This window comes from Cellulomonas sp. S1-8 (assembly GCF_026184235.1).
Taxonomy (GTDB): domain Bacteria; phylum Actinomycetota; class Actinomycetes; order Actinomycetales; family Cellulomonadaceae; genus Cellulomonas.
Window position 1 is genome coordinate 1,737,694 of the sequence record NZ_CP110806.1, and the last position, 15,668, is coordinate 1,753,361.

Below are 15,668 nucleotides of genomic sequence, written 5' to 3' on the forward strand. Positions count from 1 at the left end.
GGGCGCGGGTCAGCCCTCGGTCGTCGCGCCGGGCGCGGGTGCTCCGGCGTCGAGCGCGCGCACGGCGTCCGCGACGTCGGAGGCGGCCTGGGCGTTGCGCACCCCGGCCTCCGTCGCCGCGAACGGCACGACGACGTACCGCTGCTCGCGCACCGCGGCGAGCTGGGAGGCGGCGGGATGCGCCGCGAGGAGGTCCTTCTTCTTCTGCGCCGAGTTCCACGCCGAGTCCACCAGGACCAGCACGTCGGGGTCGGCCGCCACGATCTGCTCCCAGCCGACGGACGTCCAGGTGTCCTGCACGTCGGCGAACACGTTGCTCAGCCCGGCCGCGTCGAGCAGCATCTGCGGTGCGCCGATGCCGGCACCCACGTACGGGGTGTCCGTGCCCGACGACCACCACACGGCGGTCTGCCCGTCGGCGGGCTCGATCGCGTCGAGGGTCGCCTGCTGGTCCGCGACGACCTGTTCCGCGGCGTCCGGCACGTCGAAGACGTCGCCGATCTCGCGGATCTCGCTGAAGACGTCGTCGAAGGTCAGCGGGTCGGGCTGGTACCCCGGCGCCTTGCACGCGCTGGGCGAGACGTACGACGCGATGCCGAGCGTCGCCAGCGTCTCCCGCTCACCCGCACCGTCCGCGCTGAGGTTCGACTCCCAGCCCGCGTAGACGAGGTCCGGCTCGACCTCGAGCACGGCCTCCTGCCCGGGCACGTTGTCCGACAGCACGGGCACGTCGGCGACGTCCTCGGCCCACTGCTCGGGGACGGGACCGTCGGCGAAGGCGGTGCCGACGAGCACGTCGGACAGGCCGAGCGCCAGCAGCATCTCGGTCGTCGAGGACTTGATGGTGACGACGCGCTCGGGCGGTGCGTCGAACATGACCTCGGTCCCGCAGTTGTCGAGGGTCACCGGCGTGGACGTCGGGGCGTCGGTGGCGGACCCGGCGGTCGGGCCGGCGGCCGGCGCCCCGGTCGCGCACGAGGCGAGCAGCAGCGCACCGACGGTCAGGGCGGCACCGCGCGCGACGCGGTGGACGGACCGGGGTGCGGTCGCAGGGGTACGGGGACGGCGGGCGTGCGGCATGGTCGCTCCGGGAGGTCGCTGCCGCGCACGCCGTCGGGCGCGGAGGGATGGGGACGGGCGCACGTCGCGCCGCGGAGGACCGTCCCAGACCAGGGCGGTGCGACCCGGCCAAGGCGGCGGCCGGGTTCCGACCCGTCACCCTAGGCGCTCTACCCCGTCGGGGTGCAAGCGGCGTCCCACGACGCACGAGCGGCGCGGACAGGGCGGGGCCCCGTCCGCGCCGCTCGTCGGCGTCACCTCCGGTGAGGGTCGGGCGTCAGGACGCCGCGCACGTCACCGTCGCACCGGCACCGTTCCCGGTGCCCTGGAAGCCGAACGTCGTGCTCCGGCCGGCGTCGACGCGCCCGTTCCAGGCGGCGTTCGTCACGGTCATGCCCGCGCCGCCCGACGACTGCCCGTTCCACACCTGCGTGGCGGTCCCCGAGGGCAGGGTCACGGTGACGCGCCAGCCGTTGATCGCGCTGCTGCCGGCCGTGACCGTCACGTCCGCGACGAACCCGTTGGGCCAGCTGTTCGCCAGCCGGTACGCGGCCGTGCACCCGGTGCCCGTGCCCTGGGTGGGCGTCGGGGTGGGGGTGGGCGTGGGGCTCACGGTCGGCGTGGGGGAGACCGTCGGCGTCGGCGTCGGGGTCGGCGTCGGGGTCGGGGTCGGGGTCACGGTCGGCGTGGGCGTGGGCGTCGGGGTGAACGTCGGCGTGGGGGTGGGGGTCGGCGTCGGCGTGGGCGTGGGCGTCGGCTCGGCGTCCGCCCACGCGTCCTTCAGGAAGGCCGCGATGGTGTCCCAGCTGGGGTTCGGCGTGCCCTGCGTGACCGTCTCCCGGCAGTCCGTGGTCGTGCGGACCGTCTGCTGCCCGTAGCGCGACGCGCTCGTGACGTCGGCGTGGCTGTGCCCGGCGCCGGGCACGGAGAAGAACCGGGTGTCGACGCACGCGGCCTTGAGCGCCTCGTAGAGGATCTCCGTCTGGGCGTGGGGGACGACGTTGTCGGCGCGGCCGTGCAGCAGCAGCATCGGCGGGTCGGAGGGGTCCGCGTAGGTCAGCGGGTTGGCCTGCCGGACCTTGTCCGGGCAGGTCGGGGTCGCGCAGCCGAGCAGCTGGCCCTCGGGGGCGTTGATGCTGTCGTGGTCGAACATCCCGCCCTGCTCCTTGATCCGCGAGAAGTCGGTGGGAGCGAAGAAGTCGACGCCCGCCTGGACGTCGCTCGAGACCCCGTAGAGGCCGACCTGCCCCTCGAGGGACTCGACGCCGCCGGTCAGGGCAGCCATCGCGGCCACCCAGCCGCCCGAGGAGTCGCCCATGGAGGCGAAGCGGTCCGGGTCCAGGCGGTACCTGTCGGCGTAGGCGCGCAGGAACCGGATCGCCGCCTTGACGTCGTGCACCTGCGCGGGGAACTTCGCCTGCGAGCTGGACCGCACGCTGACGCCGGCGACGGCGATGCCGCGGGGGTTGAGCTGCTGGGCGATGGCGCTCGCCCCGGACTTCCCGTCGTCCGACGTCCAGGCCGACCCCGTCGACCACACGACGAGCGGCCAGGGGCCCGCGCCGTCGGGCACGTACAGGTCCATGAGGTGACCGCGGCTGCCCTGCGGCTCCGCCGGGGCGTAGGCGATGTTGGTGATGGTCTGGACGGCCTGCGCGGGGGTGCTCGCCACGGCGATCGCACCCGCCGCGACCAGTGCGACCGTGGCGACCCAGGCTGCTGTCCTGCTGCGTGTCCTCGACATGGCAATCGTTCCCCTCGACGGTGGATGACGATTCACACTCTGGTGCGGACGGCCCTGTCGGGGCGACGTACGAAACCATTCGGTTGGTATACCAACCTGTTTTCGTGCGTCAGGGAGCCGCGGCCGCGGCCAGGGCGGTGGCGACCGCCTCGGTGTCCTCGGGGCGCAGCACCCCGACGGTGACGCGCACGAACCCGCCCGCCCCGGTCGGGTCGCAGAAGAACGGTCGACCGCGCGCGACCCGGACGCCCGCGGCCTCGAGCCGCACGAGCGCCGTCGGCTCGTCGTGCACCGGGACCCACATGTTGATGCCGTCCCCGGGCGGCACGTGCAGGCCGTGCCGGGCGAGGGCGGCGCTCAGCGCGCGGCGGCGACCGTGGTAGACGCGGCGGGCGTGCGCGACCGCCTCCACGGCGTGCGCGTCGGTCAGCAGGTCCGTGAGCACGCGCTGCAGCAGCCGGCTCGTCCAGCCCGGCCCCAGCATCCGACGGGCGACGAGCCCGTCCAGCACGACCGCCGGCCCGCCCACGGCCGCGATGCGCAGGTCGGGGCCGTGGGACTTGGAGTACGAGCGCACGTGCACGACGCGGTCGGGCAGCAGCGCACCGAGGCTCACGTCCCGCGACGACGCGATCTCACCCGAGTGGTCGTCCTCGACCACCCACACCTGCCCGGCGACGGGGCGCAGCACCGCCGCGAGCTCGCGCGCCCGCGTCGGCGTCGTGCTGATCCCGGTGGGGTTCTGCGCGCGGGGCTGGAGCAGCACGACGCGGGCACCGGACCGGACGGCTGCGGCCAGCGCGTCCGGCCGTGGCCCGCAGGCGTCGAGGGGCACGGGGACGCGTTCGAGGCCGAGGTGGTCGAGCAGGTCCAGGACGGGGGGGAACCCGGGATCCTCGACGGCGACGCGCCCGCCGAAACCCACGACCTGCTCCAGGACCCGGCTGATCGCGTCGACGGCGCCGTCGACGACCGTGAGGCGCTGCGGCAGGAACGGCCACGACGTGCGCAGCAGCCGCTCGAGGTCGGGGATCACGGGGTCGTCGAGGTAGCCGGTCGTCCGCGCGTCGAGCCCGCGTGCGGCCACGCGGGCCAGGGCGGGCGCCAGGTCCGGGAGCAGCTCGGGGTCGGGCGTGCCGGCGGCGAGGTCGAGGCGTGCGGCCGGGACGTCGGCCAGGTCGCGGTAGTGCGGCGGCAGCCGGCTGGCCGGGCCCGGCAGCACCGACGTCCCCGCGCGGCCGCGGGAGATCACCAGTCCGGCGGAGGCGAGCGTCTGCCACGCGGACCCGACGGTCGCCGGGCTGACGCCGAGCGCACCGGCGAGCTGACGGACGGTCGGCAGCCGCGTGCCGGGCATGAGGTCACCGGTGTGGACGAGCCGCGCGATGGTCGCGGCGATCCCGCGCGGGGACCGGTCGGAGACGAGGGCGGCCAGCTCCTGCGGGGACATGCGCGCATCGTCGCCTGCCCGTGTTGCGCCGACGTGTCGCCGTGTGTCGCCGCCGCACCGGACGCGTGTCCAGGAAGTTCACGGGCCGCCGCAGGAAGTTCCCGGACGGCAAAGGGCGCGTGACGCCGCGGAAATGTCCAAGGTCGACAGTCACATTCCATCCGGGGCACGGCGCGAGCGACCGCACCCCGGCGCCACCAGCCGTCGTCGTGACACCGGAGGACCCATGACCGTCGTGCGCGTCGCCTTCACCCAGGCCACCTGGACGGGGGACAAGGAGTCGATGATCGCGCTGCACGAGGGCTGGACCCGCGAGGCGGCGTCCGCCGGCGCCCAGGTGATCTGCTTCCAGGAGCTCTTCTACGGCCCGTACTTCGGCATCACGCAGGACACCGCGTACTACGACTACGCCGAGCCCGTCCCCGGCCCCACGACGCGGCGCTTCAGCGCGCTGGCCGCCGAGCTGGGCATCGTCGTCGTCCTGCCGATCTACGAGGAGGACCAGCCGGGCGTCCTGTACAACACGGCCGTCGTCATCGACGCGGACGGCACGGTCCTGGGCACGTACCGCAAGCACCACATCCCGCACCTGCCCAAGTTCTGGGAGAAGTTCTACTTCCGCCCCGGCAACCTCGGGTACCCCGTGTTCGACACGGCCGCGGGCCGGATCGGCGTCACCATCTGCTACGACCGGCACTTCCCCGAGGGGTGGCGCGTGCTCGCGCTGAACGGCGCGCAGATCGTGTTCAACCCCAACGCCACCGCCCCCGGCATCTCCAACAGGCTGTGGGAGATCGAGCAGCCCGCCGCCGCCGTGGCCAACGGGTACTTCGTCGTCGCCAACAACCGCGTCGGGCTCGAGGACAACGAGTACGGCGACGAGGCCGTGAGCTTCTACGGCTCGTCGTACGCCGTGGGACCGGACGGCAGGTACGTGGGCGAGGTCGGCTCCTCGACCGAGAACCAGCTGCTGCTGCGCGACCTGGACCTCGACCAGATCCGCGAGGTGCGCGAGCGCTGGCAGTTCTTCCGCGACCGTCGCCCCGACGCGTACGGCCCGATCGTCGCCCCCTGAGCCCTCTGACCTGCTGCGGCACGGAAGGACCCCCATGGCCACCACCCTGATCCGCGGCGGCACGGTCGTCTCGGCGACCGGTCGCGGCGCGGCCGACGTCCTGGTCGACGGCGAGACGATCGCCGCCGTCCTGGCGCCCGGCTCGACGCTCCTGGGCCACGACCTCGCGGCAGCGGTCGACCACGTCGTCGACGCCACGGGCCGGTACGTCGTGCCCGGCGGGGTGGACGCCCACACGCACATGGAGCTGCCCTTCGGCGGGACCGCCGCGTCCGACACGTTCGAGACCGGCACCCGCGCCGCCGCGTGGGGCGGCACGACGACGATCATCGACTTCGCGGTGCAGCGCGCCGGCGAGCGCGTCCAGGACGGGCTCGCGGCGTGGCACGCGAAGGCGGCGGGCAGCTGCGCCGTCGACTACGGGTTCCACCAGATCATCGGCGGCGTCGACGACGACTCCCTCGCGGCCATGGCGTGGCTCGTCGACGAGGGCATCTCCAGCTACAAGCTCTTCATGGCCTACCCCGGCGTCTTCTACGCCGACGACGCCCAGATCCTGCGGGCCATGCAGAGAGCCGCCGACCTCGGCCTGCTCACGATGATGCACGCCGAGAACGGGCCCGCGATCGACGTGCTCGCCGCCCAGCTCGTCGAGCAGGGGAGGACCGACCCGTACTTCCACGGAATCGCGCGCGCCTGGCAGCTCGAGGAGGAGGCCACGCACCGCGCGATCATGCTGGCCGACGTCACGCACGCACCCCTCTACGTCGTGCACGTGTCCGCCAAGCAGGCCGTCGCGCAGCTCGCCTGGGCCCGCGACGAGGGCAGGAACGTCTTCGGCGAGACCTGCCCGCAGTACCTGTACCTCTCGCTCGAGGAGCAGCTCGGGGCGCCCGGCTTCGAGGGGGCCAAGTGGGTGTGCTCGACCCCGCTGCGCTCGCGCGCCGAGGGCCACCAGGACCACATGTGGCGCGCGCTGCGCACCAACGACATCCAGATGGTCTCGACCGACCACTGCCCGTTCTGCTTCAAGGGGCAGAAGGAGCTGGGGGTCGACGACTTCCGGGCCATCCCCAACGGCATCGGCTCGGTCGAGCACCGCATGGACCTCATGTACCAGGGCGTGGTGACGGGCGAGATCACGCTGGAGCGCTGGGTGGAGATCACGTCGACCACCCCGGCCCGCATGTTCGGCCTCTACGGGCGCAAGGGCGTGATCGCGCCCGGCGCCGACGCCGACGTCGTCGTGTACGACCCGGCCGGGCATACGTCCCTCGGGTACGGCGCCACGCACCACATGAACATGGACCACTCCGCGTGGGAGGGGTTCGAGATCGACGGGCACGTCGACCTCGTGATGTCCCGCGGACGTGTCCTCGTTGACGCCGACGGCTACCACGGGCGACCCGGCCACGGGCGCTACCTGCGGCGCGACCTGTCGCAGTACCTGGTCTGAGGGGGGTCGAGGAATGGACTTCGGGGTCGTCCTGCAGACCAACCCGCCGGCGTGGCGGACCGTCGACCTGGCACGCCAGGCCGAGACCCACGGGTTCTCCCACGTGTGGACGTTCGACTCCCACCTGCTGTGGCAGGAGCCGTTCGTCATCTACTCCGCGATCCTCGCCGCGACGCGCAAGGTCGTCGTGGGGCCCATGGTCACCAACCCCGCCACGCGCGACTGGACCGTGCTGGCGTCCCTGTTCGCGACGCTCAACGAGATGTACGGCAACCGCACGATCTGCGGTATCGGCCGGGGTGACTCCGCGGTCCGGACGCTCAACGGCCGCCCGTCGAACCTCGCGACGCTGCGCGAGTCGATCGAGGTGATCCGCGAACTCGCCAACGACCGGCCCGCGAGCGTCGGTGGGCGGACCGTGCGGTTCCCGTGGTCGACGGGCTCCGCGCTCGACGTGTGGGTCGCCGCGTACGGCCCGCTCGCGCTCAGGCTCACCGGCGAGGTCGGGGACGGCTTCATCCTGCAGCTGGCCGACCCCGACATCACTGCGTGGATGGTCAAGGCCGTCCGCGACTCCGCCGAGGCGGCGGGGCGTGACCCCGACACCGTGACGATCTGCGTCGCCGCCCCCGCGTACGTGGGCGACGGGTCCTCGCCGAAGGAGCGGGCGCACATGCGCGAGCAGTGCCGCTGGTTCGGCGGCATGGTCGGCAACCACGTCGCCGACATCGTCCGCCGCTACGGCACGGACTCCGCGATCCCGAAGGCGCTCACCGACTACGTCCGGGAGCGCGAGGGGTACGACTACAACGAGCACGGGCGCGCGGGCAGCTCGCACACCACGTTCGTCCCCGACGAGATCGTCGAGCGCTTCTGCCTCCTGGGGTCCCCGCACGAGCACGTCGAGCGGCTGCGCGAGCTCGAGGCGCTCGGCTGCGACCAGTTCGCCGTCTACCTCCAGCACGACAACAAGGAGGAGACGCTGCGGCAGTACGGCGAGCGCGTCATCCCGGCGATGGCCGAGCCCGTCGTGGCGACAGCGACCACCCTGGCCCTCGACGCCGCGGCGACCCCGACGGCCGCCACGCCATGAGCGCGACGACCGCACCCGAGGAGATCAGGACGATGGCAGCACCCCCGCACGACGACGGCCTCGCGCTCGACGCCGAGACGGTCGCGCTCGACCGCGCGCACGTCTTCCACTCGTGGTCCGCGCAGGCGCACGTCGCACCGTTCGTCGTCGCGGGAGGTGCGGGGTCGACAGTGTGGGACCACGCGGGCCACACGTACCTGGACTTCTCGAGCCAGCTCGTCAACACGAACATCGGGCACCAGCACCCGCGGGTCGTCGCGGCGGTCCGCGAGCAGGCGGCGCTGCTGACGACCGTCGCGCCGTCGACGGCCAACCTCACGCGCGGCCGGGCCGCCGAGGCGATCCTGGCGCACGCACCCGACCGGCTCACCAAGGTGTTCTTCACCAACGGGGGCGCCGACGCCAACGAGAACGCCATCCGGCTGGCGCGGCTGCACACGGGCCGCGACAAGGTCGTGTCGCAGTACCGCTCGTACCACGGCAACACCGGCGCGGCCGTCGTCGCGACGGGCGACTGGCGGCGCGTGCCCAACGAGTACGCGCGCGGCCACGTGCACGTCTTCGGGCCCTACCTCTACCGCTCGGAGTTCTGGGCGACGAGCCCGGAGCAGGAGTGCGAGCGCGCCCTGCGGCACCTCGAGCGCGTCGTGCAGTGCGAGGGGCCGGACTCGGTCGCGGCGATCCTGCTCGAGACCGTGCCCGGGACCGCGGGCGTCCTGGTGCCACCACCCGGGTACCTGGCCGGCGTGCGCGCGATCGCCGACCGGTACGGGATCGTCCTGGTCCTCGACGAGGTCATGGCGGGGTTCGGACGCACCGGGTCGTGGTTCGCGTTCGACCAGCACGACGTGGTCCCCGACCTCGTGACCTTCGCCAAGGGCGTCAACTCCGGGTACGTGCCCGCCGGTGGGGTCCTCATCGGCGCGGACATCGCCGCGACGTTCGACGACCGCGTGTTCCCGGGCGGCCTGACGTACTCGGGGCACCCGCTGGCGATGGCCGCGATCGTCGCGGCGATCGGGGCGATGGAGGACGAGGAGGTCGTCGAGAACGCCGCCGCCGTGGGGCGCGACGTCCTGGCCCCGGGCCTCGCCGAGCTCGCGGAGCGGCAGCCGCTGGTGGGGGAGGTCCGCGGCACCGGCGTGTTCTGGGCCGTCGAGCTGGTGTCGGACCGGCAGGCGCGCACCCCCGCGCCGGCGTCCGTCGTCGGTGCGGTCAAGGCGGCGTGCCTCGCGCGCGGCCTGCTGCCGTTCGTCGTCGAGAACCGCGTGCACGTCGTACCGCCGTGCGTCGTGACGCCGGACGAGGCCCGCTACGGCCTGTCCCTGCTCGACGAGGCCCTCACCGAGGCCACCCCCACCTGACCCCCCACCCCCCTTCCTCCCGCGAGAGAGCAATCCAGTCGCACCCCCGCGTGCCATGCTCGTCCGACCGCCGTGCACCGTGACCGCCAGGAGCTCGCATGACCCCGTCGTCCGACCGTCCCCGCCGCGCGCTCGTCACCGGCGCGTCGTCCGGCATCGGCGCCGCCACGGTGCGCCGGCTGCGCGCCGACGGCTGGGACGTCGTCGCGACGGCCCGCCGCGCCGACCGGCTCGAGGCCCTCGCGCAGGAGACGGGCGCGGACGCGTTCGCCGCCGACGTGACCTCCGACGCCGACGTCGCGGCGCTGCTCGCGCACGTGCGGGCGACCGGCGGGCTGGACGCGGTGGTGAACAACGCGGGCGGCGCGCTCGGGCTCGACACCGTCGAGGACGCCGACCTCGACGGCTGGCGCACGATGTACGAGCTCAACGTGCTCGGCACCCTGCGCGTCACGCAGGGCGTGCTGCCCCTGCTGCGCGAGCGCGGCGCGGGCGACGTCCTCGTCGTCACGTCGACCGCCGCGCACGCGCCCTACCCGGGCGGCGCGGGCTACACGGGCGTCAAGCACGCCGAGCGGATGCTCGCGACGACGCTGCGGTGGGAGCTGGTCGGCGAGCCGATCCGCGTCATCGAGATCGCCCCCGGCAACGTCGCGACCGAGGAGTTCTCGCTCGTGCGCTTCGACGGGGACGCCGAGCGCGCGGCCAAGGTCTACGAGGGCTACCAGCCGCTGCTGGCCGACGACGTCGCCGACACGATCGCGTGGAGCCTGTCGCGCCCCGCCCACGTCAACGTCGACCTGATGGTGGTCCGGCCGCGCGCGCAGGCGAACAACACGACGATCGCGCGGACGGGGGTGTGACGGCGAACGTCCGGTGAACGCCGGACGTGCGTCGTCGGTGGCCCGATCTACTCTGGGCGGGTGCCCCCCGCCGACGTCTCCACGACGCGTGCCCTCCTGCGCCTCGTGCGCTGGGCGCGCCCCGCGCTGCCCCGGGTCATCGCCGGCGGCAGCGCGACGCTCGTCGCCAGCCTGATCGCGCTCTCCGTGCCGCAGGTGCTGCGCGGCGTCGTCAACGGCCCGCTGCTGACCGACGGCTCCCGCGTCGCTGTCGTGCAGGCGGCGCTCCTCGTCCTGGTCCTCGGGGTGATCGAGGCCGTCCTGGTGTGGGCGCGCCGCGCGCTCATCGCGACGCCCGGCACGGGCGTCGAGCGCACGATGCGGATCGACCTGTTCCGTCACCTGCTCGACCTGCCCGTCGCGTCCCACGACCGCTGGTCGGGCGGGCAGCTCCTGCAGCGCTCGATGGGCGACCTGCACACGGTGCGGCGGTGGATGGTCTTCGGGCTTGTGCAGCTGGTCGTGTCCTCGACGACCGTGCTGGTCGGCGGCGCGCTGATGATCGTGACCAGCCCGCTGCTGGGCGTCGTGTACCTGCTGGGTGCGGTGCCGGTGATCTGGCTCGGCTTCCGGTTCCGGCAGCACTACAAGGTCGTCGCGCGGCGCGCGCGGGACCAGGCCGGCGACCTCGCCACCAGCGTCGAGGAGTCCGTGCACGGCATCCGCGTGCTCAAGGCCTTCGGACGCGGGGACGACGCGCTCGAGGACTTCGTGCGGCTCGCGGACGAGCTGCGCGGGACCGAGCTCGACAAGGCGCGCGCGCAGTCGCGCATGTCCTTCGCGCTCGCGTGGATCCCCGAGACGACGCTCGCCGTCGCGCTCGGCCTCGGCGGTTGGCTCGCCGCGACCGACCGCGTGAGCGTCGGCGCGCTGGTCGCGTTCTTCGCGACGGCCGCCGTGATGACCCGACCCGTCGAGAGCCTGGGCATGCTGCTGGCGATGACGCTGGACGCCCGCGCCGGGACCGACCGCTTCTTCGAGGTGATGGACTCCGTCCCCGCGCTCGCCGACCCCGCGCAGCCGGTGCCCCTGCCGCCGGCGCCGCCCGGCGGTACGCGCGTCGAGCTGAGGGACGTCCGGTTCGCGCACCGCGCGGGGTCGCGCGAGGTGCTGCGCGGCGTCGACCTGGTGCTCGAGCCGGGGGAGACGATGGCGCTCGTCGGCCTGACGGGCAGCGGCAAGACGACGCTCCTGCAGCTCGTGCCGCGGCTGTACGACGTCACGGGCGGTGCGGTCCTCGTCGACGGGGTCGACGTGCGCGCCGTGACGCGCCACGACCTGCGCGCCGCGGTCGCGGTGGCCTTCGAGGACCCGATCCTGTTCTCGGCGTCGGTCCGCGACAACGTCCTGATGGGGGTACCCGCCGAGCGTCTCGCGACGATGAGCGAGGCGGACGTCGACGACGTCGTGCGGACCGCACTCGAGGTCTCGCGGGCGGCGTTCGTGCACCGCCTGCCGCTGGGGGTCCACACCGTCATCGGCGAGGAGGGGCTCAGCCTGTCCGGCGGGCAGCGGCAGCGCATCGCGCTCGCGCGCGCCATCGCCGGCCGTCCGCGCGTCCTCGTGCTCGACGACCCGCTCTCGGCCCTCGACGTCGCCACGGAGGCCGACGTCACCGCCGGACTGCGGCGCGTCCTGGCCACCACGACGACGCTGGTCGTCGCGCACCGGACGTCGACCGTGGCCCTGGCCGACCGGGTGGCGGTCCTCGAGGACGGGCGCGTCACCGGGGTCGGCCGCCACGCCGACCTGCTCGCGACGCACCCGCACTACCGGTACGTGCTCACCGCCGAGTGCGGGGACGACCAGCCGGTCGACCTCGACGAGACGACCCACCCGGTGCCCGAGGGGGTGCGTCGATGACCGCCACGACGAGCCCGGGCGCCGCCGCGTCGTCCCCGGACGGCCCCGCGACCGACGAGCACGGGGACGCCGCAGCGGGCGAGGTCCGTCGCCGGTCGCTGGCGCTCCTGGGCACGCTGCTGCGTCCCGTCGCCCGCCGCACCTCGCTGACGGCCCTGGTCGTCGTGGTCGCGCAGCTGGCCCTCGTCGCCGGGCCCGCGCTGGTCGCCGTCGGCATCGACCGGGGCATCCCCGCGCTGCGCGACGGCGACGCCGGTCCCCTCCTGCTCGTCTCCGGCGGCTACGCGCTGACGGCGCTGGTCGCGGGCGTCTTCACGGCCGCCACCGTGCGCATGGCCGCCACGGTCAGCCAGACCGTCCTGCTCGACCTGCGTCGCCGCGTCTTCCGGCACACGCAGCGGCTCAGCCTGGAGTTCCACGAGCGGTACACGTCGGGGCGCATCATCTCGCGGCAGACGTCCGACCTCGAGGCCCTGCGCGAGCTGCTCGACGGCGGTGTGACGACGCTCGCCGCCAGCGGCCTCGCGATGGTCTTCACGGCCGTCGGGCTGACGCTGCTCGACTGGCGCAGCGGGTTGGTGCTGCTCGTCGCCGTGGTGCCGGGCATCGTCCTGACGCGCTGGTTCCAGAAGCGCTCGCAGGCGCAGTACCGCCGGTCCCGCACGGCGGCCGCGCGCGTGATCGTGCGGTTCGTCGAGACGATGACGGGCATCCGCGCCGTGCAGGCGTTCCGCCGCGAGGGCCAGGTCGCCGACGTCTACGCCGCCGACTCCGAGGAGTACCGGGCCGCTAACGCCGAGGCCATCCGCGTGAACGGCGTGTTCGACACCGGTCTCGTGCTCATCGGCAACGTCACCGTCGCGGGCGTCCTGCTGGTCGGTGGGCTGCGCGTGCTCGACGGCGCGCTCGACGTCGGTGTGCTGGTCGCGAGCGTGCTGTACGCCCGCCGGTTCTTCGCGCCGCTCGCGCAGATCGGCATGTTCTACAACTCGTTCCAGTCCGCGACGGCGGCGCTGGAGAAGCTGTCGGGCCTGCTCGCGCAGGAGCCGACCGTGCCCGACCCGGCGCACCCCGTGCGGCTGCGCGCGCCGCGCGGCGACGTGCGCTTCGACGACGTCGAGTTCGGGTACGCCGACGGGCCGACCGTGCTGCCGCACCTCGACCTGCACATCCCGGCCGGGCAGACCGTCGCCCTCGTGGGGGAGACCGGCGCGGGCAAGTCGACGGTCGCCAAGCTGCTCGCCCGGTTCTACGACCCCCGCGCCGGGGCCGTGCGCCTGGACGGCGTCGACCTGCGCGACGCCGACCCCCGCGACCTGCGCACCGCGATGGTGATGGTCACGCAGGAGGCGTACCTGTTCTCCGGGTCCGTCGCGGCCAACATCGCACTGGGACGTCCGACCGCGTCCCGGGACGAGATCGAGCAGGCGGCGCGGGCCGTCGGCGTCCACGACCTGCTGGCGTCCCTGCCGGACGGGTACGACACGGACGTCGACACCCGCGGCGTGCGGCTGTCCGCCGGGCAGCGCCAGCTCGTGTCCTTCGCGCGCGCGTTCCTCGCCGACCCCGCCGTGCTCGTGCTCGACGAGGCGACGAGCTCGCTGGACATCCCCGGCGAGCAGCTCGTCCAGGAGGGGCTGCGCACCCTGCTGACCGGCCGGACCGCCGTCGTCATCGCCCACCGCCTGTCGACCGTCATGCACGCCGACCGCGTCCTGGTCGTCGACGACGGCCGCATCGTCGAGGACGGCAGCCCAGCCGCCCTCGTCGCCGCCGGCGGACGCTTCGCGACGCTCCACTCCCAGTGGCAGGACTCCCTGCGCAGCACGTGACCGGACGCCCGGGCCGCAGCGCGCCCTGGGTCTCGGCGCGTCGGGTACGTCCGCGGGTCGCCCCGGGCGGTCGGCCTCGTCGAGCAGCACGCGCGACTGGTCGAGGTCGGCTGCACGAGCGTGCGCGACTAGCAGCCAGCCGAATGGGCCGCGCACCCGGTGCTCGACGAGCTGCTGCGCAGGGTGCTGGTGCGCGGGGACGTCGGTCTGACACCGGCTGGCAGATGAAGTCGGCGTTGGCCGACTTCACCCAGAGCGGAACGCACGATGACCGTCCCGCTGGCACATGTGGTCGATAGCCTGCGGGCGCCGCGCGGTTCGAGCGGGTGACCAGCGCGGATAGGACACCGAGCAGGCTCCGGGCCCTGGCGTCCTTGCTCGACAAGTCGTTGGAGAACCTGATGCCGAACCTGCGCATGGCTGTTCCGATCCTGATCGCTCTGGCGCTCGGGCTCGCCGGGTGCGGCTCGGGTGAAGGTCCTGTCATGCCCGACGTCGTGGGGGCGCAGCTTGATGTTGCATTGAGCGACACCGATCGCGCGGGGATCGACCCGGACGAGGTTGAAGTGGTTGGCGGAGGGCTCCTCGGCGTCGTCGATGAGTCGAACTGGACGGTCTGCGAGCAGCTGCCTGCTGCTGGGACGGCGGTCTCGGGCAAGCCTCGCCTGGTCGTCGACCGGTCATGCGGTGATGGCATCGCGAAGGCGACGGAGTCACCGACAGAGCCGGCTGAGGCGGCCGGCGAGGAGGCAACGAAGGAGCCACCCACTGAGGCCACGCCGACGGTGCCGGCAGATGGCCCGCCGCTCACGGTGGAGTCGAACGCGGACTTCGCGGCGATCATGCAGTTGAGGGATGGCTGCAGCGCTGACCTCGGCACGTTCGCGGCCAGGTACGCCGGCGCGACGGTCGCATTCGACGGGGCGATTGTCGCGATGAACCCCCACGACGGGGCGACAACCCGATACGACATCCTCGTCAACCAGGGTGACTTCAGCGAGGACGTCGCAGCGCCTGGCCCGGATTTTCAGTTCCGCGACGTGAACACAACGTTTGACGTGCACTACTCAGGTGCCGTGTCGGACTCGATCGGCGTCGGCACGAACATCCACGTCGTCGCCACCGTCGACGAGTTCGTCGCGCAGCAGTGCCTCTTCCTCCTGGAACCTGTCGAGACCTCGTTCAGGTAGCCGCGTCCAGGCCAACGTGCGCTGGTCAGCCGGAGGCAGGGGTCGCGCGAAGGTAGCTGTAGAGCGTCTCACGGCCGATGCCGAACTCCTTGGCAAGCGCGGACTTTCTGCTCGCCGGCGGCTGCGCGCTCGCGCAGCTGCTGCGCGCGCTCGGGGGTGAGGGCAGGTCGACGCCCGGTGTACACCCCGCGCTGCTTGGCCGCGGCGATGCCCTCACGCTGGGCGCTCCAGGATCGGGGAACGCTCGAACTCGGCGAACGCGCCCATGACCGACAGCAGCAGGTTGGACATGGGGGAGTCCTCGCCGGTGAAGGTCAGGTGCTCCTTGATGAACTCGACCTGCACGCCCTTGGCGGTCAGGGTCCGCACGAGGCTCCGCAGGTCGTCGAGGTTGCGGGCCAGGCGGTCCATCGAGTGCACGACGACCGTGTCGCCTTCGCGGACGAACGCGATGAGCTCGGCGAGCTGGGGTCGGGTGGTGTCCTTGCCGGACGCCCGGTCGGTGAACACCCGCTCTACCTCGACGCCGTCGAGTTGGCGGACCGTGTTCTGGTCCAGGGTGCTCACCCGGATGTAGCCGACGCGCATCATGCCGCCTCTCCACCCACCTGTCAGGTTGGACTCTAAGAAGGCAGGCGAC

The 15,668-nt window shown here is 73.3% G+C and carries 11 protein-coding genes and 1 pseudogene; 8 read left to right on the forward strand and 4 right to left on the reverse strand.

The features are described 5' to 3' along the window. Positions 1 to 9: 9 nt before the first annotated feature. The 3 genes from OKX07_RS07785 to OKX07_RS07795 form a co-directional block, all read right to left on the reverse strand. Positions 10 to 1,080, reverse strand: a complete 1,071-nt coding sequence (locus tag OKX07_RS07785) for a putative F420-0 ABC transporter substrate-binding protein (RefSeq protein ID WP_265631254.1) — start codon at positions 1,078 to 1,080, stop codon at positions 10 to 12. 256 nt (positions 1,081 to 1,336) lie between these two features. Beyond that, the gene (locus tag OKX07_RS07790) at positions 1,337 to 2,803 is read right to left on the reverse strand and encodes a cellulose binding domain-containing protein (protein ID WP_265631255.1); all 1,467 of its coding nucleotides are present in this window, start codon (positions 2,801 to 2,803) and stop codon (positions 1,337 to 1,339) included. Between the two features lie 109 nt (positions 2,804 to 2,912). Continuing rightward, positions 2,913 to 4,253 carry an aminotransferase class I/II-fold pyridoxal phosphate-dependent enzyme gene (locus OKX07_RS07795; protein WP_265631256.1) on the reverse strand — a complete coding sequence of 447 codons (1,341 nt, stop codon included), beginning with the start codon at positions 4,251 to 4,253 and terminating at the stop codon, positions 2,913 to 2,915. A 226-nt stretch (positions 4,254 to 4,479) separates the two neighbouring features. Between OKX07_RS07795 and OKX07_RS07800 the strand changes: the two genes are divergently transcribed. The 8 genes from OKX07_RS07800 (at position 4,480) to OKX07_RS07835 (ending at position 15,028) form a co-directional block, all read left to right on the forward strand. Beyond that, complete coding sequence (locus OKX07_RS07800; RefSeq protein ID WP_265631257.1) at positions 4,480 to 5,328, forward strand: nitrilase-related carbon-nitrogen hydrolase; 849 nt, start codon at positions 4,480 to 4,482, stop codon at positions 5,326 to 5,328. 34 nt (positions 5,329 to 5,362) lie between these two features. Next, positions 5,363 to 6,784 carry a dihydropyrimidinase gene (hydA, locus tag OKX07_RS07805; RefSeq protein ID WP_265631258.1) on the forward strand — a complete coding sequence of 474 codons (1,422 nt, stop codon included), beginning with the start codon at positions 5,363 to 5,365 and terminating at the stop codon, positions 6,782 to 6,784. A gap of 13 nt (positions 6,785 to 6,797) precedes the next feature. Continuing rightward, positions 6,798 to 7,877 carry a TIGR03842 family LLM class F420-dependent oxidoreductase gene (locus tag OKX07_RS07810; protein ID WP_265631259.1) on the forward strand — a complete coding sequence of 360 codons (1,080 nt, stop codon included), beginning with the start codon at positions 6,798 to 6,800 and terminating at the stop codon, positions 7,875 to 7,877. A 32-nt stretch (positions 7,878 to 7,909) separates the two neighbouring features. Beyond that, positions 7,910 to 9,241, forward strand: a complete 1,332-nt coding sequence (locus OKX07_RS07815; protein WP_265631260.1) for an aspartate aminotransferase family protein — start codon at positions 7,910 to 7,912, stop codon at positions 9,239 to 9,241. A gap of 98 nt (positions 9,242 to 9,339) precedes the next feature. Then, positions 9,340 to 10,104 carry an SDR family oxidoreductase gene (locus OKX07_RS07820; RefSeq protein WP_265631261.1) on the forward strand — a complete coding sequence of 255 codons (765 nt, stop codon included), beginning with the start codon at positions 9,340 to 9,342 and terminating at the stop codon, positions 10,102 to 10,104. A 60-nt stretch (positions 10,105 to 10,164) separates the two neighbouring features. Further along, the gene (locus OKX07_RS07825) at positions 10,165 to 12,006 is read left to right on the forward strand and encodes an ABC transporter ATP-binding protein (protein ID WP_265631262.1); all 1,842 of its coding nucleotides are present in this window, start codon (positions 10,165 to 10,167) and stop codon (positions 12,004 to 12,006) included. Then, positions 12,003 to 13,838 carry an ABC transporter ATP-binding protein gene (locus OKX07_RS07830; RefSeq protein ID WP_265631263.1) on the forward strand — a complete coding sequence of 612 codons (1,836 nt, stop codon included), beginning with the start codon at positions 12,003 to 12,005 and terminating at the stop codon, positions 13,836 to 13,838. The genes OKX07_RS07825 and OKX07_RS07830 overlap by 4 nt, the downstream gene beginning before the upstream one ends. A 374-nt stretch (positions 13,839 to 14,212) precedes the next feature. After that, positions 14,213 to 15,028: a DUF4839 domain-containing protein gene (locus OKX07_RS07835; protein ID WP_265631264.1), complete on the forward strand. Its 816-nt coding sequence runs from the start codon at positions 14,213 to 14,215 to the stop codon at positions 15,026 to 15,028. A gap of 25 nt (positions 15,029 to 15,053) precedes the next feature. Here the strand turns inward: OKX07_RS07835 and OKX07_RS07840 are convergent. Next, positions 15,054 to 15,619 (reverse strand): annotated as a pseudogene (locus tag OKX07_RS07840) (recombinase family protein). Positions 15,620 to 15,668: the final 49 nt, after the last annotated feature.

What these genes read in the sequence shown, in the direction of transcription:
- OKX07_RS07785 (WP_265631254.1), bottom strand. Translation starts at nt 1,080, where the DNA reads ATGCCGCACGCCCGCCGTCCCCGTACCCCTGCGACCGCACCCCGGTCC.
- OKX07_RS07790 (WP_265631255.1), bottom strand. Translation starts at nt 2,803, where the DNA reads ATGTCGAGGACACGCAGCAGGACAGCAGCCTGGGTCGCCACGGTCGCA.
- OKX07_RS07795 (WP_265631256.1), bottom strand. Translation starts at nt 4,253, where the DNA reads ATGTCCCCGCAGGAGCTGGCCGCCCTCGTCTCCGACCGGTCCCCGCGC.
- OKX07_RS07800 (WP_265631257.1), top strand. Translation starts at nt 4,480, where the DNA reads ATGACCGTCGTGCGCGTCGCCTTCACCCAGGCCACCTGGACGGGGGAC.
- hydA (WP_265631258.1), top strand. Translation starts at nt 5,363, where the DNA reads ATGGCCACCACCCTGATCCGCGGCGGCACGGTCGTCTCGGCGACCGGT.
- OKX07_RS07810 (WP_265631259.1), top strand. Translation starts at nt 6,798, where the DNA reads ATGGACTTCGGGGTCGTCCTGCAGACCAACCCGCCGGCGTGGCGGACC.
- OKX07_RS07815 (WP_265631260.1), top strand. Translation starts at nt 7,910, where the DNA reads ATGGCAGCACCCCCGCACGACGACGGCCTCGCGCTCGACGCCGAGACG.
- OKX07_RS07820 (WP_265631261.1), top strand. Translation starts at nt 9,340, where the DNA reads ATGACCCCGTCGTCCGACCGTCCCCGCCGCGCGCTCGTCACCGGCGCG.
- OKX07_RS07830 (WP_265631263.1), top strand. Translation starts at nt 12,003, where the DNA reads ATGACCGCCACGACGAGCCCGGGCGCCGCCGCGTCGTCCCCGGACGGC.